We start from the raw sequence: 14,284 nt of genomic DNA on the forward strand, positions 1-14,284 counted from the left end.
ACCTCAGCCTCTCCTGTGCCAAGCCCGCAGCAACAGCGCATTGCTCACCACGCTCACGCTGCTCAGCGCCATGGCCGCGCCGGCCACCACCGGGTTGAGCAGGCCGGCCGCCGCCAGCGGGATACCGATCACGTTGTAGGCAAAGGCCCAGAACAGGTTCTGGCGGATCTTGCGGTAGGTGCGGCGCGAGATGTCGATGGCGTCGGCCACCAGCGCAGGATCGCCCCGCATGAGCGTGATGCCGGCGGCGTGCATGGCCACGTCGGTGCCGGTGGACATGGCGATGCCCACGTCGGCCGACGCCAGGGCCGGCGCGTCGTTGATGCCGTCGCCCACCATGGCCACCGAGCGGCCACCGTCTTTCAGGCGGTTCACGATGGACGCCTTGTCAGCGGGCAGCACCTCGGCCTCGATCTGGTCGATGCCGAGCGCACTGCCCACCGCCAGGGCGCTGCCCAGGTTGTCACCGGTGACCATCACCGTGCGAATGCCCAGGGCCTGCAGGCTTCGGATGGCGGTGATGGCGCTGGCCTTGGGCGCATCGCCGAATGCCAGCATGCCCACCAGAGCGGGTGAATCCGTCACATCGGCGAGCCACGAGACCGTGCGCCCGTCGTCCTGGAGCTTGCGCGCGGACTCGGCCAGTACCGATGTGTCCACGCCGAGTTCCTGCATGTAGCGCGGGCTGCCCAGACGCAAGGCACGGCCTTGTACCTCGGCCGACATCCCGCGTCCAGGCACGGCGCTCACCTTGGCGGCCGAGAGCAGGGCCAGGCCAGCCTGTTCGGCGGCGTTCATCACGGCGCGTGCCAGCGGGTGTTCGCTGCCCGCCTGGATGGCGGCACTCCAGGACAGCAGCTGCTCTTCATGACCGGGCGCTGCCAGCGCCGCGACCAGCGTCGGCTTGCCTTCGGTGAGCGTGCCCGTCTTGTCGAACGCCACGGTGTCGATGCGGTGCGCCACTTCCAGCGCTTCGGCGTCCTTGATCAGGATGCCCTGACGCGCTGCCACACCGGTGCCGGCCATGATGGCCGTGGGCGTGGCCAGGCCCAGGGCACACGGACACGCAATCACCAGCACCGCCACCGCATTCAGGATGGCCTGTTCCCAGTGGCCGGTGGCCAGGCCCCAGCCGAGCAGGGTGAGCGCAGCGATCACCAGCACCACCGGCACGAAGATGGCGCTCACGCGGTCCACGATGCGCTGTATCGGGGCCTTCCTGGCCTGCGCCGACTCGACCATGCGCACGATGCGCGAGAGCGTGGACTCGGCGCCCACGGCGGTGGTCTCCACCAGCAACAGGCCCTCGGCATTGACAGCGCCACCCGTGACCTTGTCTCCCGCGTGCTTGGCCACCGGCAGGCTCTCGCCCGTGATCAGCGATTCGTCCACCTGGCTGGAGCCGATGGTGATGACACCGTCCACCGGGATGCGTTCACCGGGGCGGATCACCACGGTGTCACCGACCTTCACGCGCGCCATCGGCACGTCCACGTCGCCGTCGGGCATGCGCACGCGCGCCACCTCGGGCTTGAGGGCGTTGAGGGCCGTGATGGCGGCGGTGGTCTGGCGCTTGGCGCGCGACTCCAGCCATTTGCCCAGCAGCACCAGCGTGACGATCACCGCCGAGGCCTCGAAGTACAGGTGCGGCGTACCGTGTTCCGCGTGTTTGAACAGCAGGTAGACGCTCAGACCATAGCCGGCGCTGGTGCCCAGGGCCACCAGCAGGTCCATGTTGCCGGCGCCGGCGCGCACCGCCTTCCAGCCGGCGCGGTAGAAGCGCGCGCCCAGCCAGAATTGCACGGGCGTGGCCAGCGCGAGCTGCAGCCAGCCGTTGATCGTCCATTGGGTGCCAAAAAGCATGGCGAGCATGGGCAGAACCAGGGGCAGCGACAGCGCGGCGGCCAGTGCCACCGGCCACCAGGGCTCGCCCTGGCTTCTGGCCGGCACGGCACGGCCGTCCTCGGTCGGCTCCGTGCCAACGCTGTAGCCGGCCTTCTGTACCGCGGCCACCAGACTGGCCCCGGTGGTGGATGGGGCGGCGTTCACCGTTGCCCGTTCGGTGGCCAGGTTGACGCTGACGGCCTTCACGCCGGCAACGGCCTTCAAGGCCTTTTCGACGCGGCCGACGCACGAGGCGCAGGTCATGCCTTCGATGGGGAACTGATGCTCGATGAGCGACAAGGTGGCGGTGTTCATGACAGGCTCCAATGATTGAGGGTGGAGCGGATGTTTGGCCTTGACACGGTGTCAAGCGCAACCGCCGATGCGGCTTGACCTTGCCCCCGTGGCAATGCCCAGAGTGCAGCTTCCCTCAACCCTTTGCGGAGCCATCCATGCACGAATTCCACCTCCCCGACATGACCTGCGGTCATTGCGCCTCCAAGGTCAATGTGACCCTCAAGCTGATCGATCCAGCCTGCGAGATCCAGCTCGATCTGCCACGGCAGCTTGTCAGCGTGAAAAGCGGTGAAGAGCGCGAGGCCCTGGTCGAAGCGCTCACCGAAGCCGGCTACCCCCCGCGCTGACCCGCGAAGGTCAAGACCCTCCCGGTGAGGGTCTTGACCTTCCCGCCATGACAAGCTACATCCTTCGATCCATGCACTCAACCAGCCCACGGAGCACACCATGGCGACCCTCATGAACATCGGCGAAGCGGCTGCGGCCGCAGGCGTCTCTGCCAAGATGATTCGTCACTATGAGCAGATCGGCCTGCTGCCCGAGGCCGAGCGCAGCGAATCGGGGTACCGTCTCTATGGCGATCGCGAAGTCTCGGTGTTGAGATTCGTCCGCCAGTCGCGCCACCTCGGGTTTTCGGTGGCCCAGATCGCCGAGCTCATCGGCCTGTGGAGCGATTCACGGCGCACCAGCCGCGAAGTCAAGGCCGTGGCCCAGCGCCACCTGGCCGACCTCGAAGAAAAGCGACGCGAAATCGATCAGATGATGGACGGCCTGTCGGTGCTGGTGAACGCCTGCCACGGCGACGACCAACCCCATTGCGCCATCCTGGAAAAGCTCTCACTGGGCAGCCCGACCCAACACCAGCCGCGGCACAAACCCCAGCTCAAGAAATCCCTTGCCAAGGCCGAGGCCCCCGGCGCCGGCACTTCCAGCCACATCGACCTGATGGCCTGGATTCGCGGCGTTCGCGTTCGCCACGGTGCCCACTGAGACCGGCAGGCCGGTCACGGGTGCACGATTGCGAATCTGTCATCCCGGTCGGGAGATACCCTCCACGGGAATCGGGCGGGTGCCGGCCAGATCGCCGAACACTCAAGCCGCGCCAGACCCCTTCGTTCCGCCCGATTCGGGAACCACCGCGAGCCGCTCGCAGCGCAGCGCATCGATCGGGTGGCCGGCGCCACGAAAGCGCACAGCCGCCTCCGCAAAGCGCGAGGCAGCCACAAGCGGGCCTTCGCCGCGTGCGACGGCCATGTGGCCGAGCACTTCGTCGTGCGCCGCATGCCAGGCCGGCAAGCGCATCACCACGTCCGCCAGATAGGCGCTCTGGCCGGTGTACTCCTCGGCCAGATCGAGGCGCCCGGCCCGCGCTGCGGCGATCGCCGCCGGCACGGCGAAGGTGATGCGGCAACCGGGGCAGGTCTCCAGCGGGCCGCGCACGGCCTCGCGGGCATCCTCCAGCGCATGCAGCGCGGCGGTCGGGTTGCGGGCCAGGCGGATGCGCGTCCCGTAGATCCGGTCCAGCAGGTGAAAGCCGATGTCGGTCTGCCGCGCCAGGTCCAGCGCCTCGTCGATCAGGGCACGGGCGTCGTCGAGCCGCCCGCGGTACATCGCGACCTCGGCCAGCCGCTGCATCGAAAACGCCTCGCCGGTCGCGCCACCGATGGCATGGTGCAGGCGCACACCCTGTGTCAGGTGCTCTTCGGCCGCGGCCAGATCGCCGGCCAGCAGCTCGGCCTCGCCGCGCAACGTGACGCCAAAAGCGTGCCCGCGCGCGGCGCCGATGCGCGCGGCTTCGGCCGCCAGCCCTTGTGCAAAGGCGATGACCTCGGGATAGGGCCGAGCCCCATAGAGGAAGCGCTGCAGGATGCAGAGCTGCCCGTCGAACACGCGCACGGCCAGGTGCGGCAGCTGGCGTGTGTCCTGCAGGTCGGCCCAGACGCTCTGGTGCAGTTCCCCGCGGGCGTGCGCCGCGGCCGCCTGGGCCCACGAAGCGGTCACGATGGCCGAGACATCGCCGGCCTGCAAGGCGAGCCGCCTGGCCTCGGCCGCCTTGCGCGTGCCCATGGCCGGGTCGGCCGCGCCGAGGGCCGCGGCGCCACTGTAGGTCAGCGCCTCGCACAGCAGCCCGTCCACACTGTTTGGCCGCACGCCCACCAGCTCTTCGAGTGCACCCTTGGGGTTGCCTTGCTTGATCAGCGCCAGGGCACCCTTGGCACGCAGGTTGTGCGACATCGGTTCGTCAGCGGCCAGGGCGGCCGTCCGGTACGCGGCCACCGCTGCCGGGTCACCCATCGCATCCAGGGCCTCCGCGCGCAGGCGCAGCGCCTCGGCATGGCCGGCATCGAAGGCCAGCACGGGCTCCAGATGGCGCAGGGCGTCACTGAAGGCGGCCAGGCGCACCGCGTCGCGCGCCGCCGCAAGCAGGCAGGGCACGGCATCGCGCGGGTTTCCGCCGTCGAGCCAGTGGCGCGCCACGAGGGCAGGCGCGGCGTCGAGTTCGCTCAGGCGCTGCGCGGCCTGGCGGTGCATCTTCAACCGCTGGTGCGGCGGGATCTGCTCGATCAGCACCTGGCGCACGAGGTCGTGCCGAAACCGGTAGCCCGTGCCGGCCAGAACCAGCACGCCCGCGGCCAGCGCCAGGTCCAGGGCCGCAAACGCGTGTGCCTCGGCGTCCGGCGCCAGGGCCGCGGCCGTGGTGGCGTCGAAGGCGTCGCCGGCCAGGGCCATCCACTTCAGCGATGCCAGCGCCGCATCGGGCACGTCGCACAGACGGGCGAGGATGGCTTCGGCGATGTTGCGGGGCAGGCGCTGCGCGCCCGTGGGTTCTGCACAGCGCGCCAGCTCGATCGCGGCAAACGGGTTGCCCTCGGCCACGCCAACGATGTGCGACACATTCTGTTCGGACAGCGGACACGGTGCCGCCTGGATCACGAGCCGACGGGCCTCGTCGTCGTCCAGGGGCTCAAGATCGAGCGCCTGCATGACGCCGCTGCCGACCAGGCGCGATACGCCTCGGCCAAGCGCCGACCCCAGCGCGGGCGGGCGCGTTGCCAGCACCACGCACACCGGTGGACCGGCGGAGGCCAGGTGCATCAACACGTCGGCGTCGGCATCGCCGATCAGGTGCGCGTCGTCCACCAGCACCATGACGTCGCCGCCGCCCGAGGCGGCCAGCAGCAGGCGCCGGAGCGCGCCGATCACCTGGTGCCGCCCCAGTGGACCGGCCAGGGCGGCGGCCGGTGCCGCGAGCGGGCTGAGCTGGGCCAGCACCGAGCGCGCCGGTGCGCCGATGCGGTCGAGCAAGGCGCGGTCGGACACGACCAGCCGTTCGGTCAAGGCGGCGATCACCGCGTAGGCGCGTCCCGGCTGTGCGGCGTCCACGGAGACCACCGTCCAGCCGCGCTCCCGGGCCAGCGCAGCGAGTTCACGGCAGAAAGCGGTCTTGCCGATACCCGCGGGGCCGCGCAGCACGATGCCGCCGGGCCGTTCGTTGGCGCTCATGCCCAGCCAGGCCACGGCCTGGGCGCGGAGCAACGCCCGCCCGATGGTGGCCGGACCCGCTGGCTGCAGGCCCGCGACGCACTGCCCGTACAGCGCCTCGGTGTCGCGGTCGGGCGCGACGCCGAGCTCCCGTTCTAGCGCCTCGCGCAGGTGCGCGTACCAGCGCACGGCGGCCGCCCGGTTGCCGGTCGCGAGCTCGCGCGCCATCAGCTCGCGGTGGGCGGGCTCATCGGTGGGTTCCACCCGGGCCAGGCGTTCCCACTGGGCGCTGGCCCGAAGCAGCGCCATGAAACGTGCGTGCAGCCGTTCGCGTGCCGGTTCGGCCCAGGCTTCGTAGGTCGAGCCCGGCAGCAGGTCGCCGGTGTAGGCGTCGACCGCCTGCGCGCAGGCTTCAAGCTCGCCGCTGGCAAGCGCCGCCTGCGCGAGTTGCTCGAAGCGGTCGGCATCGACGGTGACGTGGCCGTGGGCCCACAGCACCACCTCGCCGCCGTGCAGCACCAAGGCATCGTGCCGACCGAGTGCCTGTCGGGCGTGGTGCGCGGCCTTGCGCAGGTTCGCTGCGCCGGCCTCGGGATCGAGTTGCGGCCACAGCGTGTCGACGACCTGGTCGCGCGTCATGCGCCGCTGCGGCGCCAGGCTCAGCAGCTGCACCAGCTGGGCCGAGCGCAGGCTGGGCCAGCGCTCGGCGGTGACCTCGGTGCCGTCGATCGACACCGAGAAGCCGCCCAGCAGGCTTACCCCGAGGTGGCTGGCCGGCTCGGATGCTTCGATGGCGAGGGAAAGGACCATGGTGGGTCAAGTGTGCGGTTCCCGACCGGCAAGCGCAATGCCCCCAGCGGCCGGGAACGTTTCAGGAACACCGGATGGCGATGCTGTGGTCCGCGGGTTGCCCAAGACCCGCGACAACCCACAGGAGCGCACCATGACCACGCAACAGATTTCCATCCTGATTCCCCCCTACGGCACAGCGACGCTGACGCTGCCCGCGATGCTGACGCCCGATGCGTTCGCCCGGCTCGACTCGGCCATCGACCAGGCGCTCGCGGAGCCGAGCCAGGCGCTCGGCGACACCGCCCCGGACCCGGGTTCCATCGAGTACGACTCGTGGTTGATCCGGCAGCACTGAAACCAGGAGACCACCATGACCGCATCGCTTTACCAGAGACTCGGTGAGTCCGAGGGGATCACCGCCATCGTCGACGACGCGGTGGATCGCCACGCCGTCAACCCACTGCTCGCCCCCCGCTTCAGCGGCAAGGACCTGGCCCACGCGAAACGCATGGGCGCGCAGTTCTTCTGCATGGGCGCGGGTGGACCACAGCGCTATGAGGGCCGCGACCTGCGCACCGCGCATGCCGGGATGAACATCAACGAGCAGGAACTGATCGCGACCATCGACGACTTCGTGGCCGCCATGCAAGGGCAGGGGGTCGGCACCACCGAAATCCATGAGGTGGTGGCGATCCTCTATTCGCTGAAGGGCGACGTGCTGCGGGTCTGATCATTCTCCACAACCGTTCTGCGTGACCGGCTCGGGCCTGAAGCCGGACGCCCGCAACGGATCGGTACCCTCCAGTCGAGGAGGTGTGAAAACGGTCGTTGGCCTGGCGCCAGCCGGGCGCGGAAGTCCCATGACCGCAGTACCTCGGATTGTTTTGAATAACGCCGCTGAGGCCGGTTTCTGGCCCGTGGTTTGCATGCTTCGTGGCCGGGTGACCGCCCGGGTGGAGCGGGGCACCACGTGCGGCGTCTTCGTCTTCACGCGTGACGCCGGTCTGTCCCAGCATCCGGCGTCGAGGTCACATGCCTCCCAACGCCCAGCCATCAGCTTGCTGGTGAGCAGCATGACCCTGAGCTTCAGTGCCGTGTCGGTGATCGGCAATGCGCTGCGCTTGAGGCAGATCAAGCTTTGAGTCATCAGGCGCGCGAGCTCGCCGCACCACGGAACTAGCCCGTTTCGCACGACTCGCACACAATTCAAAAACAAGGAGAACGAACATGATGGACGGATACGGCATGCCTTTCGGTTTCGGGGGGGTCTTCATGGTCCTGTGGTGGGTCATCGTCATCGTGGGCGTCGTCATGCTGGTGCGATGGCTGGGACAGACCTCGGGCCGCCCGGACCACGGTCACAGCGTCGGCGGCTCACGCTCGGCCATGGACATCCTCAAGGAGCGCTATGCGCGCGGCGAGATCGATGAGGCCGAGTACCTCAAGATCAAGCGTGAGCTGACGCAATAGGCAGAGGCCGCAGGCACCCTTGGGCCGGTGCAACCCTGGCGTCGCGCCGGTTTCGCGCCCGAAATTCACAGGAGACAGTCATGAGTCGCAAACATGGGTACTGGATCGCCGCCTGGCTGGTCCTGGTCGTCGTCGTGGGCTTTCTTGCCTTTGGCCAGGGCCGCAGTGGCTACTACCAGGCGGGACCCGGCTGGGGCCACATGGGCGGTGGCTGGGGTCAGATGGGCAACTGGGGCGGAGGCTATCGCGGCGAGGGCGGGCCACTCTGGCGCGGCATGGGGCCGGGCATGATGGGGCGCGGTGGCTATGGACCGGGCTGGGGCGATGAAGGCGGCTGGGGCACGATGGGCCCCAACGCCGCAGGCATGCCGGGCATGGGCTACGGCATGTACGGCATGTATGGCGGCGCCATGATGCCCTGGGCGTTGCCGGATCTCACGCCCGAGCAGTCGCGTCAGCTGGAGGCCTTGCAGAACGAGCCTTCGGGCCGTCTGAACACGCTCGCGCAACAGGTCTGGGCTGCGCAGGCGACCCTGATGCGATTGCAGGTCGCCGAACAGCGCGACTGGGCCGCCATCCGCACGGCCGCGCTGGCCCTGCACGACCTGCAGCGCCAGCGCCTCGAAGCCGCCATCGAACTGCAGCAGAAGGTGGATGCGCTGCTGAGCGACAGCCAGCGCAAGGAACTCGCGCGCGCACGCCGCGGCAGCGGCTGGGCGGGGGCGCAATAGATGCATGCCTTTCAACGCCCGGGCCGTCGGGAATTTCTCGGCGCCGTGAGCGGTGCGGCCCTGCTGGGTGCCGTGCCCACACTGGCTCGCGCTGCTTTCATTCCTGATCTGGAGCTGGAACTGCGCGCCGCGCCCGATCAGGTCGGCATCCTGCGCGGGCCGGCAACCCAGGTCTGGCGCTACCACGCCAGGGTGCTCCAGGGCGATGCCGGCGCGGTGAGCACCTTGCCCGGGAGCTACCTGGGCCCCATCATCCGCGTGCGCCGCGGCATGCGCGTGCGCATCCATTTCATCAACCAGTTGCCCCAGCCCAGTGTGGTGCACTGGCACGGCATGCTGGTGCCCGAGGCCATGGACGGCCACCCCCGTTTTGCGGTGCCACCGGGCGGGCAGATCGTCTACGAGTTCGAAATCACCAACCGCGCCGGCACCTACTGGTTCCACCCCCATCCGCATGGCCTGACGGGCACCCAGGTGTACGGCGGTTTGGCGGGTCTCCTGATCGTCAGCGACGAGGAAGATCGCGCCCTGGACCTGCCCGGCGGCGAACACGATCTCGCGCTGGTCATTCAGGACCGCAGCTTTGGCCCCGACAACCAGCTGCACTACGGCAGCGGTGGCGGCATGGGCGGCATGATGACGCGCATGGCGGGCTTTCTGGGTGACCACATCCTGGTCAATGGCCGCCCCAATGCCATGCTGGATGTCGAGCGCCGTCCCTACCGCGTGCGTTTGCTGAATGGCTCCAATTCCCGCATCTACAAGCTGGCCTGGAACGACGGAACGCCCATGACCGTGATCGGCACCGACGGCGGTCTGCTGGCCGAGCCCGTGCAGCGCCCCTACGTCACGCTGGCGCCGGCCGAGCGCGTGGAACTGTGGGTCGATTTCTCGGCACGAGCTGCCGGAGACGATTTGAGCCTGCAAAGTCTGGCCTTTGCAGCACAAGGCGGCTCCATGATGGGCGGCATGGGCGGCATGGGCGGCATGGGCGGCATGGGTGGCATGGGTGGCATGGGACGCATGGGTGGCGGCGCAGGCGCGCTGGATCAGGGCGCATCGTTTTCCGTGCTCGGGCTGCGCATGGGGTCAGGGGCTGCCGTGGCCGGCAAAGTGCCTGCGCGGCTGGCGCACATCGCGCCGCTGCAGCCGGAGCAGGCGATCAATCTGAACAATCCGCGCACCTTCCACGTCACCGCCGGCGGCATGGCCTGGGGACTCAATGGCCGTGTATTCGAGATGGAGCGCGTGGCGGACGATGAAGTCGTGCGCCTGGGCAGCACCGAGGTGTGGCAGTTCGTCAACGAAGCCGGCATGGGCATGATGGGCGGCTTGCCGCACCCCTTGCACATCCATGGCGTCCAGTTCCGCGTCATGGACCGGCGCGTGCACCCGCAGGCGTCATCGGCTTGGCGCAGCCTGAGCGCCGGCCTGGTGGACGAGGGCTGGAAAGACACCGTGCTGCTCATGCCCGGCGAACGTGTGCGGCTGCTGCTGCGCTTTGCCGATCATCCAGGCCTGTTTCTCTATCACTGCCACAACCTCGAGCACGAGGACATGGGCATGATGCGTAACTTCCTGATCCGGGCGTAAGCGTGCCAACGCGGCAGGCTGTCGCTCAGGGACCCACGGTTGCTCCGTCTGGGAGATGAATCAACAGCAATGGCACTGAATGGCCTCGGTCGACAGCTATCGCTGCCAACCGGCCGCAGCGGCGAGACCAGCAGATGCCCCGTGCCGTGTAGCCAGTGCTCAGCGCTTGCGCCACACGCTCGCCAGCCACGGCTGTTGCTCGATCGGTAGGCCCGTCGGACGGTAGAAGTGCTCCAACTCGTCGAAGCCGGCGGCCGTCACCAAGGCGCGCCAGGTGGGCCAGTCGTGAAATGCGCCGTAGCGCTCACCGTTCCAGCCTTCCTGGCCATCGCCGCGCGGATTGGAGCTGAACAGCACGCCGCCCGGTCGCAGGCAGGCCTGCAGTTGTCGCAGCACCTGCGGCAGCACCTGGGAGGGCACATGAAACAGCACGGCATTCGCAAACACACCGTCGTAGCGCTGCGCGGGCAGTTCGAGGTGCAGGAAGCTCTGCTCCAGCACCTCACAGCCGCTGTGGACGCGCGCCAGCGCCGCCGCGCTGGGCGCGCCCTCCAGGCCCACGGCTCGGTGGCCCAGCGCCTTGAAGGTGTGCAGGTCGCGCCCGGGCCCGCAGCCAAAATCCAGCAGGTCAAAGGGCGGTGGCCCGGGTATGTGCTTCAGCAGTGCAGCGATGTTCTGGCTGACGTCGTGATCGCGCGTGCCTTCCCAGTAGCTCTGGGCGTGCTGCTCGTAGTGCGCCAGGGTGCGCGCGGCGATTTGTTGGAGGTCTTCGGAACTCAATGGCATGCCGCATCATTTCACACGGCACCGTCCTGATCCGGAACTCCGGACGCGACGCGCCTTCAGCCGGTTGTCGCATCGACGTGCTGCACCCAGAAACGGGACGCCCGCAATGGTCTCCCATCGAGTTCAGGGCCTTGCAGGATGAGCTCTCGTGTCACCACGTCGCTGTCGCTCGTCAAGCACCAGCGGGGCCACAGAGCCGCGCTGACAGGCCGCTTCGGAGCGCGCCGGCGGAATCACGGACATCAGCCCAGCAAGTCATCGGGCGACCGTTTGACCTCCAGAACCAGTCGTCTGTCAATTCCAGCTCCAGGTTGCACTCTTCAACTCGGTTGCTTCAACGCTTTCCTCAGGCGCCCCGGTGAGACTCCATAGCACTGCTGAAAATGCCTGATGAAGTGTCCGGCGTCGGAGAACCCACACTCGAACGCGATGTCATTCACCGTTGAATCTGTTGTGGTCAACAACCATCGGCCATATTTCAAGCGGGAGTTCCGGTAGAACTCCGAAGGCGATGCTCCCGTCTCGGCCAGGAAGACGCGCTCCAGCTGGCGCGTGCTGGAGTCCACCAGTCGGGCGATGACACCAATTTCAAGCGGGGTCGACAGGTTCTTCTCCATCAGGACGATGGCCTGGCGCAGCTTCTCGCTGTCCACCGACGCATAGCCGAGGGCGTGCCGGCGGGCAATGTGCGACGAGGAAGAGCGTTGTGAGACGGTCATCTGATGCACGACCTTGGCGGCGCGGTCTGGCCCGCAGTGGATGCGGATCAGCTCGGCCGCCAGTTCGATGATCGACACGCCTCCGGCGCAACTGATGCGGTTGCCGTCGAACACGTGGTCGCAGTTGGTGGTGTACCGCTCCTTGGGGAACATCCGTTTCCAGTCGTCGACGTGGAAGGGGTGCACGCAGGCCAGCTTGCCTTTCATGAGACCGGCGCCGGCCAGGGCAAAGGTGCCGGTGCAGATGCCGATGAGGGGCGTGCCTGCGGCATCGACCTGGCGCAGGTAGTCCAGGTACAGGCGGTCGACGGTGCCCATGAACGGCAGCAAACCCCCGATGACGGCGACGTAGTCGTATTTTTCGCTTGGCCTGAGTGCTTCCTGCACCGGAATCTCCACCCCCGAGCTCGCGGTGATGTGTGTCCCGGGAATGCCCAGCACGCTCCACGAGCAACGCACCTGCCGGCTCTGGTCGCCCACGTCGGCGGCATGCCGGAGCGCGTCGCTCAAACCCGCGAGCGAGAGCAGCGGAAACCGGGGCCACAGCAGGATGCCGATGCGCAGTTCCACGGCGCCGTCCTGCGTGTTCCGGCCTGTCGCCGCGTCCAGGCGGTGAATCAGGTTCCCTCCGTCCTCCTCACCGAGAACGTTGGCGTCGGACTCCGTCGGGGTGGGGGCGGGATGGCTGGGCTGGTTGTCCATGGGGCCTAGGGGTTTCCCTGCATGTCGCATACGTTCAATTTAACAGCGGTCCCCTGCAACATCAAAACGGGAGTGCAAACCGATGATCCATTTCACGCCACGTCGGCGTTCTTCCCCCACTTTTCACCAACCATTTTTTCCCCTGGAGTCGATATGAAACGTTCGTTTCTGGTACGCGCCATGTGCGCCGTTGTTGGTGCCGCGGCTTTCATGCCGCTGGCCATTGCCCAGCCGTCTCCCCAGACGATCGAGAAGGGGTTCTTCACCGTGGCGTTCACGGGCGACATGCCTGGCACCGGCTACCAGGACGGCAGCATGATCGGCTACGACGGCGAGATCCTGCAGCGGGTGGCCGACGCCCTCAAGCTCAAGGTCAAGCCCGCGCTGATGGAGTGGTCGGGCACCATCGCCTCGGTCCAATCCAGGCGCGTGGACGTGATGGCCGGCACCATGGGCTGGACCGAACAGCGCTCGAAGATCATGACGCTCTCCGACCCGATCCACTACTTCAAGAACGGGATCATGCAGTCGTCCAGGACGAACTGGTCCACCCTGAAGGATCTGGAAGGCAAGAAGGTTGGCACCATCACCGGCTTCTCTTTCATTCCCGAGCTGCGCAAGATCAACGGCCTGCAGCTGAGTCAGTACGACACCTCGGACGCCGCCGTGCGCGACTTGCTGGCAGGCCGCGTCGACGCCGTGATCGGCGATCCGCCGGTGGTGCAGTTCGCCATCTCCCGCAATGCGCAGTGGAACCTGCGCTTCAACGCCTTCACCGACAACAACCCCGATTTCCCGCTGCTGACCGGGCTGGGCCAGGTGGTGTTCGGCCTGAGCAAGGACAACCCCGAGCTGGCCGCTGCGGTGAACGCCGAGATCGCCAAGCTGTGGCAGAAGTGCGAGCTCAAGAAGATCGGCGAACGCTACGGCCTGGTGCAGGACGTCTGGTACGTGCCAGCGGGCAAGAACTTCCGCGCCGGCGTTGACCGCCCGGCCAACTGGCAACTCCCCGCCTGCAAGTGAGACCGTGTCCATGAACCAGCACCTCCTGCGCGTCGAAGGGCTCCAGAAGAGCTACGGCCCGCTCCATGTCCTCAAGGGCATTTCCCTGGACCTGCGCAAAGGCGAAACCTTGTCCCTGATCGGGCCGAGCGGGTCGGGCAAGTCCACCTGCCTGCGATGCATCAACTTCCTGGAACGCCCCACGGGGGGCTCCATTTTTCTGGAAGACGAGCGCATCGGGCAGTTGCCCGACGGACGTGGGGGGCTGCGCCTGATGTCCGACCGGGAACTGGCCCCGCAGCGCGCCGAGATCGGCATGGTGTTTCAGGGCTTCTACCTCTGGCCGCACTTGAACGTTCGCGACAACGTGGCGCTCGGCTCCATCCGGGCCGGTGGCATGGCGCGGGCCGAGGCCCACGAAATGGCCGAGGAGATGCTGGACAAGGTGCACCTGCGCCACAAGGCCGATGAATACCCGGAGCGGCTTTCGGGCGGTCAGCAGCAGCGTGTGGCCATCGCCAGGGCGCTGGCGCAGCGGCCCAAGCTGATCCTGTTCGATGAGCCCACGTCGGCACTGGACCCGGAGCTGGTGGGTGAGGTGCTGGGGGTGATCCGCGAGCTGGCGGAAGAGGGGCGCTCCATGGTCCTGGTGACCCACGAGATCCGGTTTGCCCGCGACGTGGCCGACCGGGTCATCTTCATGGACCAGGGGCACATCGTGGAACAAGGCAGCGCTGCCGAGGTCATCGACACGCCGCGCGTGGACCGCACGCGCAGCTTTCTCGGACAGGTTGGCGCCAGCGCCGGCCACGCCACATGATGCCG

At 67.8% G+C, this 14,284-nt stretch carries 14 protein-coding genes; 10 read left to right on the forward strand and 4 right to left on the reverse strand.

Annotated features, from left to right (window positions below; translation table 11 throughout):
- Positions 1-3 precede the first annotated feature (3 nt).
- Positions 4-2,199, reverse strand: a complete 2,196-nt coding sequence (locus ACN5W5_RS17045; protein ID WP_420049685.1) for a heavy metal translocating P-type ATPase — start codon at positions 2,197-2,199, stop codon at positions 4-6.
- A gap of 137 nt (positions 2,200-2,336) precedes the next feature.
- Between ACN5W5_RS17045 and ACN5W5_RS17050 the strand changes: the two genes are divergently transcribed.
- Together ACN5W5_RS17050 and cueR are read left to right on the forward strand one after the other, a co-directional pair.
- On the forward strand, positions 2,337-2,528 hold the full coding sequence (locus tag ACN5W5_RS17050) for a heavy-metal-associated domain-containing protein (RefSeq protein WP_420049686.1): 192 nt from the start codon (positions 2,337-2,339) through the stop codon (positions 2,526-2,528).
- Between the two features lie 100 nt (positions 2,529-2,628).
- Positions 2,629-3,171 (forward strand): Cu(I)-responsive transcriptional regulator, encoded by a 543-nt coding sequence (cueR, locus tag ACN5W5_RS17055; protein WP_420049687.1) that lies wholly within the window; start codon positions 2,629-2,631, stop codon positions 3,169-3,171.
- 102 nt (positions 3,172-3,273) lie between these two features.
- Here the strand turns inward: cueR and ACN5W5_RS17060 are convergent, their stop codons facing one another.
- Complete coding sequence (locus ACN5W5_RS17060) at positions 3,274-6,474, reverse strand: AAA family ATPase (protein WP_420049688.1); 3,201 nt, start codon at positions 6,472-6,474, stop codon at positions 3,274-3,276.
- 133 nt (positions 6,475-6,607) lie between these two features.
- Here ACN5W5_RS17060 and ACN5W5_RS17065 point away from each other — a divergent pair, with 133 nt between their 5' ends.
- From ACN5W5_RS17065 to ACN5W5_RS17090, 6 genes are all read left to right on the forward strand, one after another.
- A complete protein-coding gene (locus tag ACN5W5_RS17065) occupies positions 6,608-6,811 on the forward strand; it encodes a hypothetical protein (RefSeq protein WP_420049689.1) in 204 nt (67 codons plus the stop codon).
- 15 nt (positions 6,812-6,826) lie between these two features.
- Positions 6,827-7,186 carry a group I truncated hemoglobin gene (locus tag ACN5W5_RS17070; protein ID WP_420049690.1) on the forward strand — a complete coding sequence of 120 codons (360 nt, stop codon included), beginning with the start codon at positions 6,827-6,829 and terminating at the stop codon, positions 7,184-7,186.
- Positions 7,187-7,316: 130 nt separating this feature from the next.
- Entirely contained in the window at positions 7,317-7,598 is a 282-nt protein-coding gene (locus ACN5W5_RS17075; RefSeq protein ID WP_420049691.1) for a hypothetical protein, read from the forward strand.
- A gap of 85 nt (positions 7,599-7,683) precedes the next feature.
- Entirely contained in the window at positions 7,684-7,926 is a 243-nt protein-coding gene (locus ACN5W5_RS17080) for an SHOCT domain-containing protein (protein WP_420049692.1), read from the forward strand.
- Positions 7,927-8,006: 80 nt separating this feature from the next.
- Positions 8,007-8,657: a Spy/CpxP family protein refolding chaperone gene (locus ACN5W5_RS17085; RefSeq protein ID WP_420049693.1), complete on the forward strand. Its 651-nt coding sequence runs from the start codon at positions 8,007-8,009 to the stop codon at positions 8,655-8,657.
- The gene (locus ACN5W5_RS17090) at positions 8,658-10,250 is read left to right on the forward strand and encodes a multicopper oxidase family protein (protein WP_420049694.1); all 1,593 of its coding nucleotides are present in this window, start codon (positions 8,658-8,660) and stop codon (positions 10,248-10,250) included. It begins immediately after the preceding gene.
- A gap of 159 nt (positions 10,251-10,409) precedes the next feature.
- On the opposite strand, the gene ACN5W5_RS17095 is transcribed toward ACN5W5_RS17090, so the two are convergent.
- Both ACN5W5_RS17095 and ACN5W5_RS17100 read right to left on the reverse strand, forming a co-directional pair.
- Positions 10,410-11,036, reverse strand: a complete 627-nt coding sequence (locus ACN5W5_RS17095; protein WP_420049695.1) for a class I SAM-dependent methyltransferase — start codon at positions 11,034-11,036, stop codon at positions 10,410-10,412.
- A gap of 320 nt (positions 11,037-11,356) precedes the next feature.
- Complete coding sequence (locus tag ACN5W5_RS17100; RefSeq protein ID WP_420049696.1) at positions 11,357-12,457, reverse strand: GlxA family transcriptional regulator; 1,101 nt, start codon at positions 12,455-12,457, stop codon at positions 11,357-11,359.
- Between the two features lie 153 nt (positions 12,458-12,610).
- On the opposite strand from ACN5W5_RS17100, the gene ACN5W5_RS17105 reads away from it, so the two are divergent.
- Together ACN5W5_RS17105 and ACN5W5_RS17110 are read left to right on the forward strand one after the other, a co-directional pair.
- Positions 12,611-13,480 carry an ABC transporter substrate-binding protein gene (locus tag ACN5W5_RS17105; RefSeq protein ID WP_420049697.1) on the forward strand — a complete coding sequence of 290 codons (870 nt, stop codon included), beginning with the start codon at positions 12,611-12,613 and terminating at the stop codon, positions 13,478-13,480.
- 10 nt (positions 13,481-13,490) lie between these two features.
- On the forward strand, positions 13,491-14,279 hold the full coding sequence (locus ACN5W5_RS17110; RefSeq protein WP_420049698.1) for an amino acid ABC transporter ATP-binding protein: 789 nt from the start codon (positions 13,491-13,493) through the stop codon (positions 14,277-14,279).
- Positions 14,280-14,284: the final 5 nt, after the last annotated feature.

The sequence above is a fragment of the Hydrogenophaga sp. ZJX-1 genome (assembly GCF_048590325.1).
Taxonomy (GTDB): Bacteria; Pseudomonadota; Gammaproteobacteria; order Burkholderiales; family Burkholderiaceae_C; genus Hydrogenophaga.